2 protein-coding genes are annotated in these 21997 nt (G+C 47.2%); both read right to left on the reverse strand.

Going from position 1 to position 21997, the window contains the following annotated elements; all coding sequences use genetic code 11:
* Positions 1-6 precede the first annotated feature (6 nt).
* Positions 7-12048, reverse strand: a complete 12042-nt coding sequence (locus L1286_RS19395) for a non-ribosomal peptide synthetase (RefSeq protein WP_235408669.1) — start codon at positions 12046-12048, stop codon at positions 7-9.
* Positions 12045-21995, reverse strand: coding sequence for a non-ribosomal peptide synthetase (locus tag L1286_RS19400; protein ID WP_235408670.1), 9951 nt, complete (start codon positions 21993-21995; stop codon positions 12045-12047). Before L1286_RS19400 ends, L1286_RS19395 begins: the two co-directional genes overlap by 4 nt.
* Positions 21996-21997 lie beyond the last annotated feature (2 nt).

A 21997-nucleotide genomic window follows, 5' to 3' on the forward strand; every position in this document is an offset into this window, starting at 1 on the left:
TTACATTTACTTGTGCAGTATGTAGTTACTTTCTATCTCTACCACTAGGTGCTTTACTTCCTCTTGGTTTCGTAAAATTGAAAGGTGATCACCGTCTACTTCAAATGCTTTGATGTCCCTAACCACACGCTGCCATCCCATGTCCAATTTGACTTCTCGCCCCTCAAACTTTGCCGTTTTTGCTGCTTTGATTACGGTAACAGGTACTTCTGGTAATGGGGCGTCCAATGTTACTTGTGCTAGCAACTGTGCCCTATATGTTTGGTAAAAACGTCCCAGCTGCGCCTGAGAAAAATAAACCCCCACTTGCGACAACCAACTGGCCAGTATCACCAACTTTGTCGATTCAGCCATTTGAATATAGTGGTCAATCTCAGTTTGTCGCGGCGTTAATTGGAAAAATTCGCAAAGGTTCTCCAATATGAATTGACTTATTTGTGCGTCACTCATTTGATTGGCCGGTGCACTCGGTAGTGGAGTATCCAGTATGGTAAGCGAGCTGATTTGACGCAGCTTCGCTTTTTTGGTCATTTCGTAACCGATAAAACTACCAAATGAATGGGTGACTAAGTGTACCGAGGGCAACATGTGGATGGCGGCTAAGTAATGTTCCGCGGTTTTTTCAACGGATCCCACAACCTCTGATTCATAAGCGATTTCATCAGGTTGCAATCCATAAACAGGGATCCGAGGATCCAATTCCTCGACTAAACGCTGAAAGGCCATTAACATCCCCCCCGCGCCCGCTATCAAAACCACAGGCCTAAAGCCTGCCTCTCCATCTTGTAAACACATTAATGTACGCGTTGCAGTTTCACTCTCTCTTACCGCTTGTCGTTGCTGCTCAATGTACTGCGCTAACGCGCCGACATTTGAATGCTGTATTACTTTTGCCAGAGGAATTGTTAGGTTTAGTTGAGCTTCAATGCTTGCTACCAGCCGCATAACTAACAGCGAATGGCCCCCAAGTAAAAAGAAGTCATCATCAAGCCCCACACGTTCTACTTTCAAAAGTGCGGCAAACTGTCTCGCTAGGCCTGTTTCCAATACGCTGCTCGGTGCTCGGTATTGAGTAGGTTGTGTTTCAAATTGCTGTGCTTGCACAACCAGCGCTTTACGGTCTAACTTACCATTCGGGGTATGAGGTAGACTGCTCACAACTACCCACTGCTGTGGGATCATATAGCTTGGTAAACGCGACGTAAGCTGCGCGCGCCACGCTGATATGGCAGTAGATTCATTCTCGAGCTCCACAAAAGCAACCAGTTGTGCGTGCTCACTGGCATCTTGCCTAACCACTGCGGCGCACTGTTGGATCCCATCCAATGCCAATAAGTGCCGTTCCACTTCTGCCAGCTCTATACGGTAGCCACGTACTTTCACCTGCCCATCTTGTCGTCCGAGATAAACAAGCTCGTCTTGTTCATTTAATTTTACTCTATCGCCTGTCTTATATAATCTGATCCCTGTATCGGGATCCGTGATAAAGGCCTGTGCGGTGCGCTGTTCATCCCCCAAATATCCACGCGCAAGCGCTATCCCACTGACATAAAGTTCTCCCGGTATATATTTCGGTAGTGGTTTTAAATTTGCGTCCAATATATGGAGTTTAATGCCTGCGACAGCTCGACCTATTGCCACCTCATCCCCTTTAAAACTGGTCACATCCTGCAAAGTAGTCGAGATAGTTGCCTCGGTTGGTCCATATGCATTGATCAAGCGTATGCGTTCACCTTGTTGGGCCTGCCACTTACGTAAAGCAGCAACTTGCATTTGCTCCCCTCCGATGGTGATGATGCGCAGATGAGGATTGAGGTCTAACGCAACTGAACTAAGCTGGTGCCAAAAGGCCGTCGGCAAACTCATCAAGGTTAAATCAGCTCGATAACTTAAGTCGCTCAATTGCTGCATGTCTAACAGCGATGTTTGATCACTCAGCACCAAGGTGGCACCATTTAATAAACTACAAAATAGCTCTTCAGCAAACACGTCAAAACTGAAACTGGCAAATTGCAAATAGTTGTCTCGATTAGTGATCCCATACTCATTCGATAAAAAACCGACATAATTTAAGACGCTTTGTTGTTCAACCATTACGCCTTTGGGGGTACCTGTGGTCCCTGACGTATAAATCACATAGCACAACTGAGACGGTGAGGGCATCGCGAGCTCAACCTGTGTATCTATCATTTCATATTCAATGTCTTTTAGTTGGTAGGTTTGACACGTTACTTGCTCTGTTTGCCACACAGCACTGTCCGCTAGGATCAAAGCGACATTCGCATCATTTACAATCAGAGACTTTCTTTTTTCAGGCAATGCCGTGGTGAGCGGTAAGTAAGCGGCTCCAGCTTTTAAAACCGCCATAATCGCCACCACCAACTCAACACTGGGCGCGATACAAATACCGACAATAGGCTGTGTGTTCTCCCCTTTAAACTGGGATTGCAACCAAATGGCCAATTGGTCTGATTGGCGATCCAATGCCCCATAACTCAGTTTTTGAATTGGGCCGCCCTGATGCCCATCGAAAAAGACGACTGCATCCTCCTGTTCATAGCGCCTGACAATGTCAGAAAATACTGCAGGTATAGCGTGGTGATGCTGAGTTGACGACGTTATTTTTTCATTGGTCAACCCAAGTTTGACAGTAGGGATGGGCAGGGATTTGTCTACTGTACATTCATGGGGCAGCAGCAGAGACAGCGCGCGGAGTGGTTGCTGCGGAGCCTGACAAACAGCGTCAATTAATTGTGCGAGAACCGCCAAGCAGTGCTTAGCCTGTTCTCTCAATAATACACTTGTTTGGTAGCAAGCGGTCAATGACACTTGCTCGCTACCCGATACCACCAACGTCAGAGGATAATGTGTTTGATCACGCTCACTGCGATACACCACCTCAAAAGGGGCATCAGCCTGTGCGCCCAGTGGTGATTGAGGAAAGTTTTCAAACACATATAAAACATCAAACAGATCACTGTTGGTGTCAATTGGGCTCATTTTGTGAGCATCACTTAAGGCGCTCTGGGGGTAATGGCTTAAAGCTGCAAAATTGTCTTTGCATGCCAGTAAAAAATCCTGGGCAGACATCTCTAAATCAATCGCTATCCATACCGCTTGTGTATTTATATATGCACCGACTCGATTTTCCATATTGCGTAGTGCCGCTGGACGACCAGCAATTGTTTGACCAAATAACGCATACGAGCTCTGACAACACACACTTAACCAGTAGCCAAATACACTTTGGATCACCTGGTTTGCAGTCACTCCTAGCTTGGCTGTCAGTCCATTAATTTGCGCACATAACGCTTTGGGCAACTGCAAGGTCTGCTCTTGATACATCACGTCTTCAGGCGCGACACCAGTCTGGAGATACTCGCCAATTAAGGTTGGCCTGCCCGCATCTTGCAAGTATGCCTGCCAAAACTGGGCTTGCTTTGGTTCGGGATGGTGATGGATGTATTGAATAAAGTCGACGTAATTGTCCAATTCCATTGTCATACCGCGCCCTTCAATCCGCGCGTTATAAAAGCACAGTAGATCATTGAACAACACAGGTAATGACCAACCATCCATGATCATATGATGGTAGGTCCAAACAAACCCCCAATGCGCATCAGCCATTGGCAACAGGCGTAGTTTCATACAAGGCGCATTATCAAGCGCAATACCGAGCTGGTACTCTTGATCTGCGACTGTTTCTAAGTAGTCTTTTTGTTCGCTCACGGGAATAGCTTGATAAGCGCTAATCTCAATTGGCAGCTCACAGTTTTCTAATACCAACTGTACGGGCTCTCCATCCAGAGTATTGAATGCTGTACGCAATATGCTGTGCTGTGCCATGACCTGCTGCCAAGCATACACAAAAGCCTCACTATCAAAGTAACCACTAAAGATCATTTTGCTCTGTTCGAGATAAGGGTGAGCATGATCTTGATCTAACTGGCTTTGAAACCACATACCCTGCTGCAAATGACTTAGTGGGTAGACATCTGTAACCTGCTCCGCCTGATAGCGTGTCATCAAATGATTGAGCTGACGCGTCGAACAAGGAGATAAAAGGCGGAAGTCACTCGCCGTATACCAGCGCTTGGATAATCCCGAGCAATGCGCAATGACAGTCTCTATGGCACTGGCGAGTGCATGTTTGAAAGCGCGCGCATCCGCCCCACTGACCGTTGCTGTATCGAAGTCTATATTAATAGTGAGTACACCTGATGAGATTGCCGCGGTCAGTTGCATGGCATAGAAGCAATGGTTCTGCGCATTGATTAACGCTCCACAGCACTCCGCAGCATCTCCAATTCCCCCTTGCTGACGGATGACAGTGTCCAACTGACCGAGATAGTTGAAAAAAATCAGTTTTTTAGTGTCAATGTGAAGTGCCTGTCTTTGCGCCTCGTCAGGGTGCATATAACGCAAGATACCGTACTCATCTGAGTGAGACTGCACACAATGCAAGGCTTCTTTAATGGCGCAAATCACATCTTCTACGGCACTCGAATTCACATACAGATGCAATGGATACATGGCCGTCATCCAGCCTACCGTCTCGCTGCCTTTGACCTCATCTTGTAATAAAGTGCGACCATGACCTTCCATCATCACCACTTGTGATTGCTGCTGATATTGTGTCATCACGGCAAGTTGTAATGCCGCTAATAGCAAAGTTTGAATACGCGTGTTATAGGGCTGATTGGCACAGGTAAGCAGTGCTTGCGTCTGCTCGCTGGGCAATGTCAATTGTGATCGCGCCACCACATCAGCTGTGTCTATCGAAGGTGACGTTATAAACTGCTGCTGGTTTGCAGCTGCCACACACTCTGTCCACGCGCTTATCTCTGCACCGTGGCGCGCGTAATCGCAAAAATGTGCCGCGATTTTTTGAAGATTTGCCTGCACTCGCCTTTTTGGCATCGCCGATTTTCCAACACAGGCTTGCAGACTACTCGCTAAGTCCTCTAACAATACACGCCAAGAGACACCATCGACCAACAGGTGATGCGCAACCACCATCAATCGATTCATCTCCTCTTCTGCGGGTGTGATGGCAAGTACCCCCCTCAACAATGGGCTACCATCGAACCGTAATGACTGCTGAGCTGCTTCACATTGCACCAACCACTGTGCACGCCAATCCGCTATATCACGCATATCCACCACCTCAATCACCTGCGTGATATCTATGTCCGTGGAAAACATCAGCGAGTGAGACTGTGGCTCAACCACTAAACGTAGGCTGTCATGATGGTTTATCAAGTGCATCATCGCACGCTGAATATCGGTAACTTCCGTTGCTTTGTTCACCGACACCATCACGGCTTGGTTCCAGTGCTCAGGGACTTCAAAAGTATGTGCTAAAAACCATTGCTGAGCGGGTAATGGGCTGAGTACCCCCTCGCAAGGTAAGCTCTCGCAATGCTCTCTCGTCTTGGGCTGCAACGCGGCCACATGTTCACTGAGTTTTGCGACGCTTGGAAAAGCAAATATGTCAGCCACATTAAGTTCACAACCTAAGGCCCGTGCACGACTGACAATTTGAATGCTTAAAATCGAATCGCCACCACACGCAAAAAAGTCGCAATGTACAGTTAATGAGGGGCGGTTTAACACTTCACGATATAGCCCAAGTAATCCGTCTTGCAATGGCGTTGCTGCACTTTGCTCGGGTAACTCATCCAACTTTGCACTGACTTGCTGCGTTTCAAACTGCTCTTGCAAGGCGCGATTGTTTACTTTGCCATGGGCTGTCAGTGGTAATGCTTCTAATGCAATGTAGTGACTTGGCAACATATAGCTCGGTAATACGCTTTGTAAATGTCCCGCGACTGAGTGTGTGCAACTCTGACTGTCTGCGGTTTTCATCGGCACTAAAAAAGCGACTAATTGCTGGCGTTCATTGGCATTGTTGCAAAGTAATACCGTACACTCTTCAATACTGTTTAACTGCTTTATTTGCGCCGCGATTTCATCCAGCTCAATACGGTAACCACGCAATTTAACTTGTTCATCGTTTCGCCCGAGATACGCGAGGCGACCATGGCCTAACTCACGCACCATATCTCCACTGCGATATGCGCGGATAACTTCGCCGCTGGGCGCCTGCCAGTGAATAAAGCGCTGCTCGCTGAGTTGCTCACGATTAAGGTAGCCCAGTGCAACACCTGCCCCTGCAATACATAACTCCCCTATCGCGCCAAGCGGCTGTAATTGCCCTTGTTTATCTAGGAGCAATAACTGGGTATTGTCGATCGGTTTGCCAATATCTGGCACACTTGAAGTGTTGTTAACCACACCAGAAGTTGCCACCACCGATGTTTCAGTCGGACCGTAATTATTGACCACGTTAAAATTAAAACGCTCAACATCGATGGCATTCAGTTTATCTCCCCCCACGAGTAAATAGTGTAAGTCACGCGGACTAAATGCACTGTCTGCCATCACCGCCATCGCAATGGGGGTGGCTAAAAAGCTATGTGTTACCGCAAATTTGTCCATATAAGCACTTAGGGCTTGCGCATCACTCAAGGTCCCTTTTGGTACAAAGGTCAACGTTGCCCCAGCGCATAAATACGGCCACACTTCCCACGTGGCCGCATCGAATGCTACGCTAGCGGTTTGTGTCGCAACGCTGTTCTTGTCCACGGCAAACGCACGCTGGTGCCATTGACATAAATTACTCAGTCCTTGATGGGGTACGATTACCCCCTTTGGCTGACCGGTGGTACCCGAGGTGTAAATGACATAAGCAGGCTGCGTTTTTTCTAATTGGCGGTGAGGCAAGATTGCACAACTCGACTGCGCGGGAAACTTGATATTGTCTAGCAAAATCAGCGGTGCAGAGTGGGTGGGTAATTGCGCCAATATGTCAGCAAATAGTGTGTATGTCACCACACACTGACAACCACAATCCGCGGCGATATAACGAATCCTCTCCTCTGGGTAGCTCGGATCGATGGGCACATAACACGCCCCAATGCGCATAACAGAAAACATCGTCACAACCCAATCTACACCCGCGGGCAAGCATATGAGGACAGTATCACGCTCTGACACCCCAGCGGTTAATAGCGCTTGCGCAAGCTGTTGCGAGGCGTTGTCCAGCGCTTGATAACTGATTTTTCGCCCATCTGATTCAATCAGTGCTGTACGCTGCCACAGCTCGGGAGTCGCCTGATGCGCCATGATCTGAGAGATGATATCATCTGGCTGTGATACTGAACGACGACCTTGCAAAATTGCACCTTGCCAATCCGCCATCATTGGCAAACGGCTGGCTTTTGCGTCGGGGGATGCAAGCGCGCCCAAAACCAGAGTTTCAAACGCTTGCGCCAAACGTGTTACAGTCTTTGAGTTAAACAAAGACCTATTGTAAATCCAATTTAAGGCTAATCCATCTGCTGTTTCGCTGCAGGTAACATCCAACTCAAACTTCGCACTGACCTGCTCTGCCTCAATGGCTTTCACCTGTAAATCAACCAAGTTTAGCGTCGTCTCTTCTATCGGGTTGAACGCAAAACTGATTTGAAAGAGACTGTGATGACTGAGATCTCGAGGCGGTTGCAAGACATCAACAATGTGCTCAAATGGCATGGCTTGATGTTCATGGATAGCCAGTATCACCTCTTTTTGTTGCGCCATCAAAGCTTGGATGGAACATTGCTCATCAAAGCGCATGCGAATCGGTAGGGTATTGACAAAAAAACCAGCCACATCATTGAGCTGACACGTCATACGACCTGAAAAAGGCGAACCAATCACGACATCATGCGTGTTACTGAATCGCGCAACTGCCAGTGAAAATAAGCTATGAAGCCACATAAACATGCTAACGCCAAGGTGTTGGCATTGACCTGTAATCTGTGTATGCAGCGGTTTATCAAAGCGCTGAACATACAGCCCTCCCAACGACGGCGCCTGCCTGATACGCGCGCTATCCAGCGGCAATTGATGTACCACTGGCGCATCCGATAATTGGGCATGCCAAAAGTGTCGATGTTGCTCCAATGCTTGCCCTTGCAACTGAGTACGCTGCCAGTTGGCATAGTCAATATAGCTGACGGTATCTGGTGCACTAGCGAGCACGTCATTGCTAGACATTGTCTCGCAAAGCGCTGCATAGGCGTGGGTGACGTCTCTGACGATTAAACGCAGGGAATGTGCATCACAGGCAATGTGATGAATATTAATCAGCAATTTAAAATGATTTGACGACGCCTTTAGTAAATATATGCGCAGCATTAAATCATTGTGTAGATCAAAGGCCCGTTGGCTGTCGTCTCTTTGTAGTTTGCGCCATGTCAATTCGACCTCTGCATCACACTTATCGCTGACATCAACAAACGTGATTGGCATTGTTTCCATAGAGAGTACGTGTTGCTCCACGTCACTTTGCGCGCTTTGACGGTATACTGTGCGTAAAATCGTGTGATGCTGAAGTACGGCAAACCACGCCTGCTCAAAAGCGGCTTGATTTAGTGACCCCTCTAATTCAAACAAGAGCGGGACATGATACAACGCCGTCGTCTGTCCCTGATTTTCAATCGCATCTAATGCCCACAAGCGCTGCTGCCCAAATGACAATGGCGCACATCGCTGATCATTCGAACGAGGGATTAACATCTCCTGATTTTGCGTCATGGATTTTTCAATCTGCACAGAGAGCGCTGCGACACTTGGAAATTGAAACACCTCTTTCAACGACACCGTAAACTGGTCATGCGTTTGTAAAAAGTTAACTAACTCAACAGCCAGTAACGAGTGCCCACCCAAGTTGAAAAAATCACTGTGTCTGCCTGCTTGTTCACATTGCAACACCTGCTCAAAGGCATAGGCGACCCGTTGCTCTATCTCGCTATTGGGCGCTTCATATTGACTTGATTGGTCACGCTTTTCGAGCAATAGAAGCAACTGTTTTTTATCGACTTTACCATTATTGGTCAACGGTATTTCGGCCACACTCGTGACACTACGAGGTAACATAAAGTCAGGTAATGTCAGCGTTAAAAACGTTTTAAGTTCACTGGCTAAATCTTGAAATTGCGCATTGGCATATTCGGTCACGAACGCTTCAATGGTTGCGCCTTGTGGTGCGGTATGGTCCAACAACACGATCGCTTCATTGATCTTTGGATGTAACCTCAGCTGATTTTCAATTTCGCCCAATTCAATGCGGTAACCACGCACCTTCACCTGCTCGTCAAGTCGCCCGACATAGGTCATTTCACCACTTGGTAACAATCTAACTAAGTCACCAGAACGATAAACTCGTTCACGATGTTGGGACGATAAACTGACCTCAAAAAAACGCGAATCATTGAGCGCTGGTCGTTGCCAATAACCTCGACCAACCCCCTCTCCTCCAACATAGAGCTCTCCAATTGCACCTTGCGGAAGTAGCTGTTTGTGTTTGTCCAAGACATAGCAAGAGGTCGTGGGAATTGGCTTGCCAATATTACTGACGCCAAGCGCTAAATCCTCATGGCAGAGGTGTTTGAATGTCACATGTACCGTTGTCTCGGTGATCCCATACATATTAATAAGCTGGCAGCTGGGCAACATTTCATGCCAAGCCTTAAGTTTGCTTGGCTGTAGCGCTTCTCCACCAAAAATGACATAGCGAACAGCAGGTGCAATATCGCGTTCAGCTTGAATTGACAGCATGCAGGTCTGTAACACATAAAAAGCGCTGGGGGTTTGATTTAATACCGTGACCTGCTCCGACAGCAACAACTGTGCAAAGGCAGCAGTATCTTTGTACACATCTTGTTTGACGATGACCAACTTACCGCCAAACAGCAAGGCGCCATACATTTCCCACACAGAAAAATCGAAGCAAAACGAGTGAAACATAGTCCACACATCATGTTCATTGAAGTCAAACAAGCTGGGGGTTGGGTGCAACAAACGGACGACGTGCCGGTGCTCTATTTGCACACCTTTAGGTTTGCCTGTCGTACCTGACGTATAAATTATATAAGCAAGCTGCTGCGGATGGATTGTCACATGTTGGAAGGGCTTCACAGACGCATACCTTTGACTATTTAAGGCCTCTTCCACGGTCAATAGATCCACTGCAAAATGCGCAAACTGCGCTTTGGTTTGCGCGTCACAAACCAGTAAACGCGCCCCAACATCACTGACAATATATTCAATTCGCTCGACGGGGTAGCTGGGGTCGATTGGCACATATGCGCCACCCACTTTGAGAATAGCCAACAGCGTGACTATCATATCAACGCCTCGAGACAAACTCACTGGCACAAGCTGCTCAGAATATACGCCCTGCGCTTGCAAAACAGCGGCTAATTTATTGACTTGCTGGTCAAGCGCTTGATAGCTCAAAGTTCTATCGGTATCAGTCAATGCTACCCTAGACGCAAATTTATCCACTTGACGTTCGAACAAAGAAACAAGATTGTCTTGCTGAGGCCATTGAATGTGCTGACACTGAGGCTGGGCTAACATTGCCCGCTTTTGTGTTTCGTCCAACAACGGCACCTGACCAACAAGGGTATGAGGGGCAGCCACAATGCCAGCTAACAATACTTCAAAACTCTTCGCCCATTGTGCAATCGTTGCTCGCTCATACAGGTTACGGTCGTATTTCCAATTCAATACCAGCGTGTCATTAAGCTGTTGGACGTGCAATTCTAGATCGCATTTTACCGCCACGGACTCATTGTCCTCAGGCTCGGCTTCAATGACTTCAAGCCCAGGTAAACGCAACGAAGCATCTTGCCCCTGAGTGAGAGAAAACAATATCTGTACGACTGGGTGATGACTTAAATCTCGTCCCTGCGCAGCCAGCTCTACCACCCTATCGAATGGTAGCGTGCTGTATTCCAGTGCCTCAAGAATACGGGTCTTCTGGGCACTCTGCCAATGTGCAAATGTTACATTTTGGTCAACTTCGGCCTCAACAACCAGTGTATTCACAAATAAACCAATCAGTTTTTCAAGCTGGGAATGATCACGGCCAAGGACTGGGGTGCCAATTAAGACTGAAGATTGCTGGTTGATCCGGGCAATGAACAACATAAAGGTACTCATCAACCACATAAACAAGGAGTTTTGCTGCTCTGCCGCCAGCACCTTTAACGCCTTACTCAGTGAGCTGGGTAGCGTCTGAATAAACCGTGTGCCTTGTGTCGTTTGTTGCGCGCTTCTTGGTTTATCTGCTGGTAGTGACTGAAGCGGTGACTTATCCTGTAGAATACGCTTGAAATATGCTAGATGTGGCGCAAAGTAGGCGTCGTTTAGGTGCGTCTTTTGCCAGTGTGCATAATCGCCGTACTGGCATGTTAATTGAGGTAAAGAAACTGGCTGCTCATTGTGCAAAGCGCCATAACAATGCTCTATTTCAGCAACTAGATTACTCATAGATGCGCCATCAGAGACAATGTGATGCATATTGAAAGCCAGCCAATGATGCAGATTGTCTGAAATCAACAATACACGGACAAGACTATCTTTTGACAAATCAAACGGACGGGCATAAAACTCAGCTAGTTTTGAGTGAATGTAGGTGGTCTTTTCACTTTCTAAATGGCTGACATCACAGTACTCGAACGGGGTGACAACTTCTCGAGCAGTTTTGACATATGGCTTACCCTGCGATGCACTGTCAGCATGAAACGTACAACGTAAACTATCATGACGCTGAATAACCAACCGCACCGCTTCTTTTAATGCATTGACCGACACATTACCACGTAATTGAAATTCAGCGGGCATGTAATACTGACGGCTACCTTGTAGCTGCTCGATGAACCACAGGCCTTCTTGTGCATAACTCAAGGGCATACATTGCGCATCACGCGCTTTTGGGATGTCAAAACTATGATCGCGCTTATCCATTTCGTTATGCTGCTGAAAATAAGCCAATAGCTGGGGCTTTTTAGCAATGATTCGGTGTTTTAATGCCTCCGAAAAATCGTTTTTTTGGCGAAAGGCCAACTTTCCTTCTTTGGCATATAGGGTGATACCGGCATCCAATGCTTCTTCGAGCAGTGATTCGATTTCTTGCAGCTCAGCACTGTTCACAGGAACATCTCCTCTGAAGAATCGTTCGAAGAATCGTTCGAAGAATCGTTCGAAGAATCGTTCGAAGTATCTCCACACTGATGGTGTTTGGTGCTTGCCTGTGCAACGGTGCCTAAAGATGCGTTAATCCGAATCCACTTTGCTAAGGCAGATACATTAGGCCGCTCAAATAACACCCGTACCGGCATAACGACCCCCAGCTGTTCTTGTATCAACCCGACACACTGTACCGCTAACAAGGAATGCCCCCCCTTGACGAAGAAACTGTCATTAACGCCACAATGCGCTATTTCAAGTACACGCATAAATATCGCCAGTAGCGACTTTTCTAGCTCTGTCTGAGGCGCTTCCTCGGTTTGAGTGGAAACAACATTGCGCGCCCATGCCAACAACATTTGACTGTCAACTTTGCCATTCAAAGTCAACGGTAACTTATCTATCAATACAAACCGATGAGGAAGCATATAACTTGGTAACTGCGCGGTTAATTGGGAACGCACTTGCGTATGCAGTGCGCCTTCAAGCAACCTCGGGAAAGGTCCATTGTCTACTTCGCCGCGACAGATAATGAAGGCTTCTAGGTTATCCTGTTTTTCATTGAGCAGCACACAGGCATCATCCACCTCATGCAATTGTTTTAAATAATACGAGATTTCATGTAGCTCTATACGATAACCACGCAGCTTTATTTGCGTATCAGTGCGCCCTTCAAAGTTCAGCAACCCCTTTTTAGAAACCGGGTCGCGCAGCCATTTGACCTTGTCTCCCGTACGGTAGTACCTAGTCGCTGTCTTGCTGCCAGCCAAGCAGAGGTGCACGAATTTATGATCAAAGTGCGCCGTATCCGTCACATATCCGGGCGCCACGCCTTCTCCGCATACGTATAGCTCCCCCGTCACCCCATGAGGCACCAATTGCTGCATGTCATCCAAAACAACACATTGACTGTATGGTAAGGGTGTACCAATCGGTACATGCCTGAGGTTTGCATCCGTAAGCCCACGGAGTGTCTCGTTGTCACAGTGATACACACACGTCCCAACCGTTGTTTCTGTCGGACCATATTCATTTATCCACAAGGTATTCGGTAAAAATGGCTGAAGCTGAGTTAATACCTCACAAGTCAGCGCCTCACCTCCGATCACCACCTGATGTTTAGCATCAAAGGTGCGCTGTAAAGACATGCCTTTGATTACTTCGTACACCCCTTGTAAGTGGGCGGGCGTCACCTTAAATAGCTTGGCATGTTCCGAGAATAAACACTTAGCCAGCTGGGGCAGCATTTGCTCAGTGTCGTCCAAAAACTCAATGCCCAGTCCAGCCAGTAAGCCTCCCCATAAGGAAGTTACTGTGGCATCAAATGCGAGTGGCGTACTAACGATACAGCCTGATAGGTCGCAATTTGTATAGTCCCTGACCACATAAGACAAGTAGTGATATAAGTTTTGATGCGTGATTTGCACGCCTTTGGGCTGACCCGTAGTGCCCGAGGTATAAATCACGTAAGCCAAGTCTGACACCCGAGCTTTCGGTAACTCACCTTTGCTGTTAAGCCATTGTGTAGACTCATCAATGCAACATAAAATCAATGGGGTCTGCTCAATTGAATCCGATAGGTTGGCCAGTGCCTGCTTTAAATCATTGCGCGTGATAAGCCCCGCCGCTTGGCTGTCTTGTAATATATATTGAATGCGCTTGGCGGGCAGTTTGGGATCAATCGGCACATAAGCACACCCAGCTCTCAAAATGGCCAATAAGGACACGGCAATATCACTGGATGGTGAGAGGCACACTGCGATCCGTTGCCGAGGCTGTATACCTTGCACTAACAAGTGTTTTGCGAGATCACCAGCGCGCTGCCAGAGCTCACTGTAACTTAAACTAACACCTTGGCAATCCACGACAGCCTGTTTGTCTTTTTGTAAATAAGCGATGTTTTCAAAACGATCATGTAAACACAGTGGGACGCAATCTTGATGGCTCTGCATCACGCCCGCTTTAACTAAGGCTTGCAGCTCTGCCCCATTAAGTATAGGTAATTGCAAAATTTCGCTCTCTGGCGAGTTTAATGCAGATTCCACCAGCACAGCAAAGGCGTTTGCAAACCCAACTATCGTTTCTGTACTAAACAACGCACGACTGAAGTTCCACTCTAACTCAATGCCATCGCCCTGCTCTATTGCATTGACTTCAAGATCAAACTTCATGTTAGGTGCGTGGGCAGGTTCCATTTCGATATGTAGATGTGGCAGCGCAAAATCAGCAGCTTCATTATTTTGCAGTGCAAAAAGAATTTGAAATAACGGCTGATGACTTAAACTTCGCTCAGGCATGAGCGCTTCAACCAGTTGCTCAAACGGCAAAGATTGATGCTTAAACGCGCCAAGAATGACTTCTTTTTGCTGTGCCAACCAAGTGTTGAAACTCATCGCTTGTGGTGCTTGACCGCGAATAACGATGGTGTTGACAAAAAAACCAATGAGCTCATTGAGCTCTTGTTGATCTCGGCCTGCAACAGGGGAACCTATAGCCACGTCTTTGACACCACTTAAACGCATCACCAACAGTGTAAAAACACTGTGTAGCCACATAAACAAGGTGACGCCTTGTGTTTGGCAATGCGCTCGAATAGCCGCCGAGGTTGAGGCACTTAATGCCATGTTATAGCGTAAACCAGCTAACTCTTGCACGTTTGGACGCGCAAAGTCTTGAGGGAGCTGGTGCAAAACCGGGCACCCTTGCAGTGTCTGCTGCCAATATTCAAGTGCCGTTTGTTGCGCTTGTATAAAATGCGTTTCGCGCTGCCAGTGGGCATAGTCTGCATATTGAATCGGTAATGGGCTTGATAAATGGGCCGGCAGTGGAAAGTTTTGTTCATCACTGTGATGGCGATAAAATGCAATTAGCTCACGCACTAAAATCGCCATAGACCAACCATCACTGGCAATATGATGCATATTAAAGTGCACCCAATAGGTGTGCTCTGCACGCTTAATTATCGTGATGCGTAACATCACATCCTGACTTAAATCAAACGGTTTATCACAGACTTGCTCAACCAATTGCTGCTCTCTTTGCACCTGCTGCGCAGCGCTCAAAGCCGATATGTCCTCGTATACAAATGGAGTTTCTACCTGCGCTCTCGGTAATTGTTCTGGCGCCTCTCCACTGGCGCCAGGCAGAATAATCGAGCGTAATACTTCATGCCGCTCAATCACACTACTCAAAGCGCGGTTGAAGGCGGCAAGGTCTAACTCACCTGTGAATATAAAACTGGCAGGCATATGATACTGAGCACTGCCTGTTTGCAATTGATCAATTAACCATAATCGCTGTTGTGCAAATGACAGCGGGAGTGAATTCGTTCTCGCCACGACGGGGATCTGGTGCGCTTCAGTGATCTTTTCGAATTCGGGAATTGCATTCGCGAGCGCATTGACGCTCGGCGTTTTAAATAACTGCGGCAAAGTAATATCGACTTGCTTTTCTTGTCGAATTTGACTGATTAAGCGAATCGCTAATAATGAATGGCCACCCAGTTCAAAAAAGCTATCATCGAGCCCAATTTGCTCTGTTAACAATACATCGCGGAATAAGTCTAGTACGTACCTTTCCATGTCAGTCAACGATTCGGAGTGAGTCATCGCAGCATGGACACTGACCATTTGACTGTCACGTAAGGACCCCATAAGCGCTTGTTTATCGACCTTACCATTGCGAGTCAGCGGAATGTCACAGACTTGATGAAAAGCCGCAGGCACCATATAAGGGGGTAATTGTTGTGCTAGCGCTTGACGCATTTGCCGTTCGTTGAGCGCCATGCCTGTTTGATAAACAATATGCGCAGCAAGGCTTTGCTGTGTCTCGTCAACGGTTAACGCACAGTCCTCTACTTCAGGTATGGATCTGATGCAGTGTGCAACAGCGTCTAAATCAATGCGGTATCCACGCAGTTTAATTTGTTCATCAATACGACCAAGGTAACGCAAGGCGGATGGATAACCATCTCCGTCAATTTGCCATTTCACAATATCACCTGAATGATAAAAGCGCTGTTGCTGCGTATGGCAAAGGGACCGTATGCTGAATTTAGCCGCACTCAGCGCGGGCTGATTAATGTAACCATGACTCACCACTTTACCAGCAATAAGTAACTCGCCAGGCATATTACGTACGACAGGCTGATTAAACTCATCTACGACTAACATGGTAACGCCTTCAATCGGCAAGCCTATCGGTACGTCCGCTGTACGAGTGAGCATCTCTGTTGGCATCTCATGGGGGATCTCGAAAGTACTCACCCCCACGGTGGTCTCTGTCGGCCCGTATTCATTGATCCAGCGACAATAGGGTAACTTAACCCGCAGCGCTGCAATCACGTCACTTTCAAGTGCCTCTCCCCCAATCACGACCGTATGTGCACTCGAACACACCTCGGCATCTCCGGTCAACCCTGATACTGCGCGAAGGTGTGCAGGGGTCAACTTAAAGAGACTCGATTGTGACTGCCACAGCTGGTTAATCAGATCCGGGATTAGCTCAGCCCCTTCCCGAATAATCGTGAGCTCACCGCCCACCGTTAAGGTTGGTAAAATTGCCGTCACCGTTGCATCAAATGCCACCGGGGTACTCATCACTGCACGTATTGCCTGAGTTTGTGTTGCAACATACTGACGATGCGCATGCTGTAAATATCCCTGCAAATTCCCATAAGTGATGGGCACACCTTTGGGTTTACCAGTCGACCCTGAGGTGTAAATGATATAGCTTAAACAACGCGCCAGCGCCGTATCACAAGGCGCTAATTCTTCTGATGATGGTAAATGTCCAGGGTATGCACTGAGTACAGAGTCAGTATCTAGCGCATCATCTAATAATAAAAAGTCTGTGCCCGCTTCGATGAGCTTTTCTGCATCGATACTCAACGCCAGCGTTAGCATCACCTCTGCGTCTTCTACAATATGCGTCACCACCTGAGTGGGTGCGTCACTATGCAAAGGCACATAAACGTGATTGGCTTTGGCGATCCCAAGCATCGCCAAAGGTACCAAAGGCCCAGATGGTAATAAGAGTGCAATACGACTTTGCGCAGGAAAAGTCATTTCTAATAAACAGTGAGCTAACTGGTTAGATAACAGCTCTAACCTCTGATATGAATACCGCTCACCGGCGAAACACACGGCCGTGTTTTGAGGAAAACGACTCGCCATACTTGAAAACACACTCGACCATGGAGTTGGATCACTGGTCGCGATTTCAATTGGTTGAGATTTGGCGATAAACAACTGTTGAGCTTGAGGCGACCACAATTGCAATTGAGATAAGCGGACCTCAGGATCTGCTAAGCATTGTTGTAATACCAATTGAAATTGCGCAGCAAATGCCACAATACTTTGCTCATCCCACAGTGCAGAATCATACAACCACTCAACTGTGCAGTGTGACTCACCATCAATGACCGAAACCTCTAAGTCTAATTTGGCACTGCGTTGGGTTTGATTATGTAACGTGACATCAAGTCCCGCTAACTTAAGCGTTTCGTTCACGTCATTGTTTACCCGAAAAACCACTTGTGCGAGTGGGTGTAATGCTAAACTGCGTGGTACTTGGAGCGCTTCCACTAAAAGGTCAAAAGGGATGTCTTGATGATCTTGAAGTGTGGTCAATTGGGCTTGAGTCAATGCCAGAGCAGTCTTAAAGTCTGTGTTGTCGGTATGCCTGTCTCGCAGCACTAATGTGTTAATAAAGTTACCTATCAACGACTCAAATGCTTGCCTGCTCCGCCCTGATACTGGTGTTGCCAATACCACTTCCCGACGTTGCTGAGCACGACTCAACCACAAACTAAAGACCGTTTTAAGCACTTGAAATAAAGTGACACCTGCACTTTGGCAAAACTCTTTGAGCGACTGGCGCAGCGCTTTTGGCAGCGCTATACAATATAAACTTCCCCCTTGGATCGCTTGATTCTGTCGTACTCTGTCCGTGGGTAGCTCATGTTCCAGCGGTAAATCGCTGAGCGCCTCCTGCCAAAATGCTAGACTCGCCTGCCATTTTTCAGACTCCGCACTCCGTAGCTGCCAATCTATATAATCCATATATGTATAATTCGACGGCAGTGCAGGCACCGTACTCAGTTCACCATACGCTTTACCAATGGCATCAGCCAATAGAGCAATCGACCATCCATCGGACACAATATGGTGCATCGTAATAATCAGTACATGCTCTTCCTCGGCGAGTTTTAGCACTGTTGCTCTCAACAGTAAATCAGCAGATAAGTTAAACGACAACTGTGCATCGTACGCCACAGCGTGCGCCACCTGCTGTGACTCAGATGATTTACTCGCTTGCGTTAAATCCTCAAAACCAAGCTTGAACGACAGCGCCTGATTCAGTGATTGATAAACCGCCCCCGCCTGATCTTGATGGTAGTTAAAAGCCAGTATCTGCTGCGATTCAATCACACGGTTAAAGGCTTGCTCTAGACAATCAAAGTCCAGTGCACCACGCAGTGTATAAACCCCCTGTAAGTTATACTGCTGGCTATGGCCTTGCATATGATCTATGAACCAAATTCGCTGCTGAGCAAACGACAACGGATAGCGAGATTGAGTGGCCACCTTGCGTAGGACGACCGTCTCATTGCTGGTCTCACACTGAGATATACATTGCGCTAATTCTGCGACACTGGGGTTGGCAAAAATATCCTTTAAGCTTAGCGTGACTGAAAATATCTCGGTAATCTCATTGATTAATCGCAATGCTAACAGCGAGTGGCCCCCAACGCTGAAAAAGCTGTGTTCAATACCGATCCCAGTACATCCAGTTATGGACTCAAAGAGCCCTATTAACTGAGTTTGAAGTTCAGTTTCTGGTGGTCTATTTGTGCCATTTACCGAGAGTGTCAGTTGCTGAAGATGTTTACGATCTACTTTGCCATTGGCGAGTTTGGGTAATGTATTTAGACTCACAAGATAGGTTGGTATCAAGTGCGTAGGCAACAATTGTTTTAACTGTTGGCGAATCGACTGCTGGTGATCTACCATGTCCCCCGACTGCACACTGGGCACAAAATACCCTAATAGCTTAGCACTCCCAGCGACCTCACGACTGATCACCGCTGCCGAGTTCACCTCAGGCAATGCCGAAAGCTTGTTTTCAATGTCGACTAAATCAACTCTAAATCCATTAATTTTAGGCTGGTTGTCTAAGCGATTTAAAAATTCGATGTGATTATCAAAATTACGTTTAACTCTGTCCCCGGTTCTATAATAACGCGCCTGTTGACCACTCTTATCGGTCAAGGTAACAAAATACTTGGCACTTTGCCCCTCATCATTCACATACCCTCGGGCAAGGCTAGGGCCACCGATATAGAGCTCTCCTGGTGTACCTGTTGGTACTGGTTGCCGTTGATTGTCTAAGATTGCACAAGCAACATGTTCAAAAGGCTGCCCAATTGGCACACTGTGACCATCAAAGCTTTTTGGTACACTAAAGGCACAAACACCAATACACGCTTCTGTGGGGCCATAATGGTTTAACACGCGCGTTGTTTTTGGCAGCGAATATAAATGAGTAACGAGTTCAGTGCTCAATGACTCTCCACCTAGCACCCATTGAGCAATGTCTAGTCCATTCGCTGATGAAAGCCAAGGCCATAACTCTTCGGTTAAAGAGGGGGTTAGTTTGACGAAATTAACGCGCTGTTTTACTAAAGTGTCCACAAGCAAAACAGGCTCTTGAGTGTCGCTCAAGACAACTGAACCACCCGCAACGAGCACTGGAAATATACCCGTCAACCCAAGGTCTGTCGCGAGCCCTGTCACCACACCAGCACATGTTTTGCGATTAAACTCTGCATATTCAGAAATCCCGTTCACATAACTTGAAAGTGCATGATGGCTGAGCTCAGCCCCTTTTGGAGTCCCTGTACTACCAGAGGTAAACATCACATAGGCGATGCTGTTTGCGCTTGGAAACGCAGGCAAATTATGGTTTGGCATAGCAGTGCCAAGCGTGTCAGGTGTGAACACCTTGATGCTATGCGCCTCCAGCTCTGCAAGCATTGATAATCGCGCGCCACCAATCAAGAGCCAATCGCTCTTTGCTTGGTGCATCACCTCTAAAATACGCGCTTTAGGCATTTCAGCATCTATCGGAATATATGTGATCCCCGCACGCATCGCCCCAAGCATCCATATTACACAGTCCACGTCTTTGCTCACCAGCAAAGTAAGTGGCCCGGAGGTGGTCATACGGACCGCGTGCAACTGGCTCGCCAGTGCCTCTAGCTGACAGCATAAATCCTGATAACGTATGCTCTTTACTGCATCCGACGTATCTGGATAGGTTTGGATCAATGCGATGCTATTTGGATAGTGTTGCGCGCCTTGATAAATGGCTTCTACTACCGTCATTGGGGTGTCTGTTGTCGTGCCGGATAATGCCACACCATAGGTTAGTTGGCTCGTTGAATACAAGGAGATATCACCCACTGCGATAGCTCCTTGATGATGAGAAATACTGAGAATAAGTGCGCGGTAATCATGAGCAAACTGCGTTATAAACCGCTCATCAAACAAGGTATTTGCATAGTCAAAACACAGTGTATGACCACCTTCAGCATCGCCAATGCTCAAGGTTAAATCATACTTTGCGGTGTTGTTATCTAATGCCTGTAACGTACCATGCAGTGCGCCACTGCAAAGGTTTTGTTCGGCAACACCGTGGTAATTAAACAATACCTGGAACAGCGCAGAGTGCGATGTCGTCTTAGCTAATGCCAGTGAATCAATGATGTCTTCAACTGCCACAGCTTGGTTCGCCAACCCCTCAATTGTCTGTGTTTGTGTTTGCTTCAGTAGTTCATTGAGCGATTGCGCATTTGACACTTTGAGCCGCATAGGTAGGGTATTGATGAAACACCCAATCACAGATTCAAACGCCTGTTGCTCGCGATTTAATACGGGTACACCGACGGTAATATCCGAGTTCTGGCTGTAACGATACAGGATCGCGTAAAATAGCCCGAGGTAACCCGAAGAAAGGGTGACCCCCAGAGATTGGCAGTACTGCTCAAACTGCGAAACGTCGTCTGGGTTTAATCCGATCTGAAGTTGTTTGCCGTGATAATGTTTATAGGTACTGCGTGGCCTGCTAGTTGGCAACTCGAATACCGTCAAATCCGCCAAAGCTGACTGCCAGTATCCAAGCTGTGTTTGGTACTGAGCAGTTTGTTGGTATTGATTTTCCCAATGGACAAAATCTAAATACTGTAGCGAAGGCGCTTGATATTCAGTACCCGCGAGCGCATCTAACAATGCTTGAGTAAAGAGCTTAACAGACCAACCATCTGCGACGATGTGATGCATGCACAAATATACCCATTCACCGTGACCATTGTGTGTAAGCAAACTCGCTTGCACTAAGAGATCTTCGGCTAAATCAAAACGGTATTGAAGTGCGTCCTGTACCAGTTCAGCCGCCGCAGCCCGGTCAAGGTTTGGCGATGCCGCAATTTCATTGATATGCAGCACGGCATCCTGATTCACAACCTGCTTAACCTCAGTATCATCTAAGCGAAATTGACTGCGCAACACATCACAGTGTTGCAACACGCGATTAATCGCTCGCTCCACCTGTGATACCGAAAATGACTGGGATAATTTCAATAATCCAGCCATGTTGTAAGCATTTAATTGGCCTTCATATTGGTCTAAAAACCAAATGCGCTGTTGTGCTCGAGACAATCGGCCGACCTTTTGATGGTGCCGTTGCATATAGGCGATTAACTCCGATTTGTGAGTCCGGATCAACGCTAGCTTTTCTGCTGGGAGGTCGCTATCGCGACTCCTGAGCTTTAAGCGCCCGTCTTGTAAATACACAAATATCCCTTGGCCATCTAACTCGGCCAACAAAGTTTCTATCGCTGAATTTTCCATTC

This window comes from Pseudoalteromonas sp. SMS1, from assembly GCF_021530565.1.
Classification (GTDB): domain Bacteria; phylum Pseudomonadota; class Gammaproteobacteria; order Enterobacterales; family Alteromonadaceae; genus Pseudoalteromonas.

Excerpts from the sequence above, each read along its gene's own strand:
- L1286_RS19400 (WP_235408670.1), bottom strand. The coding sequence starts at position 21,995 with ATGGAAAATTCAGCGATAGAAACTTTGTTGGCCGAGTTAGATGGCCAA.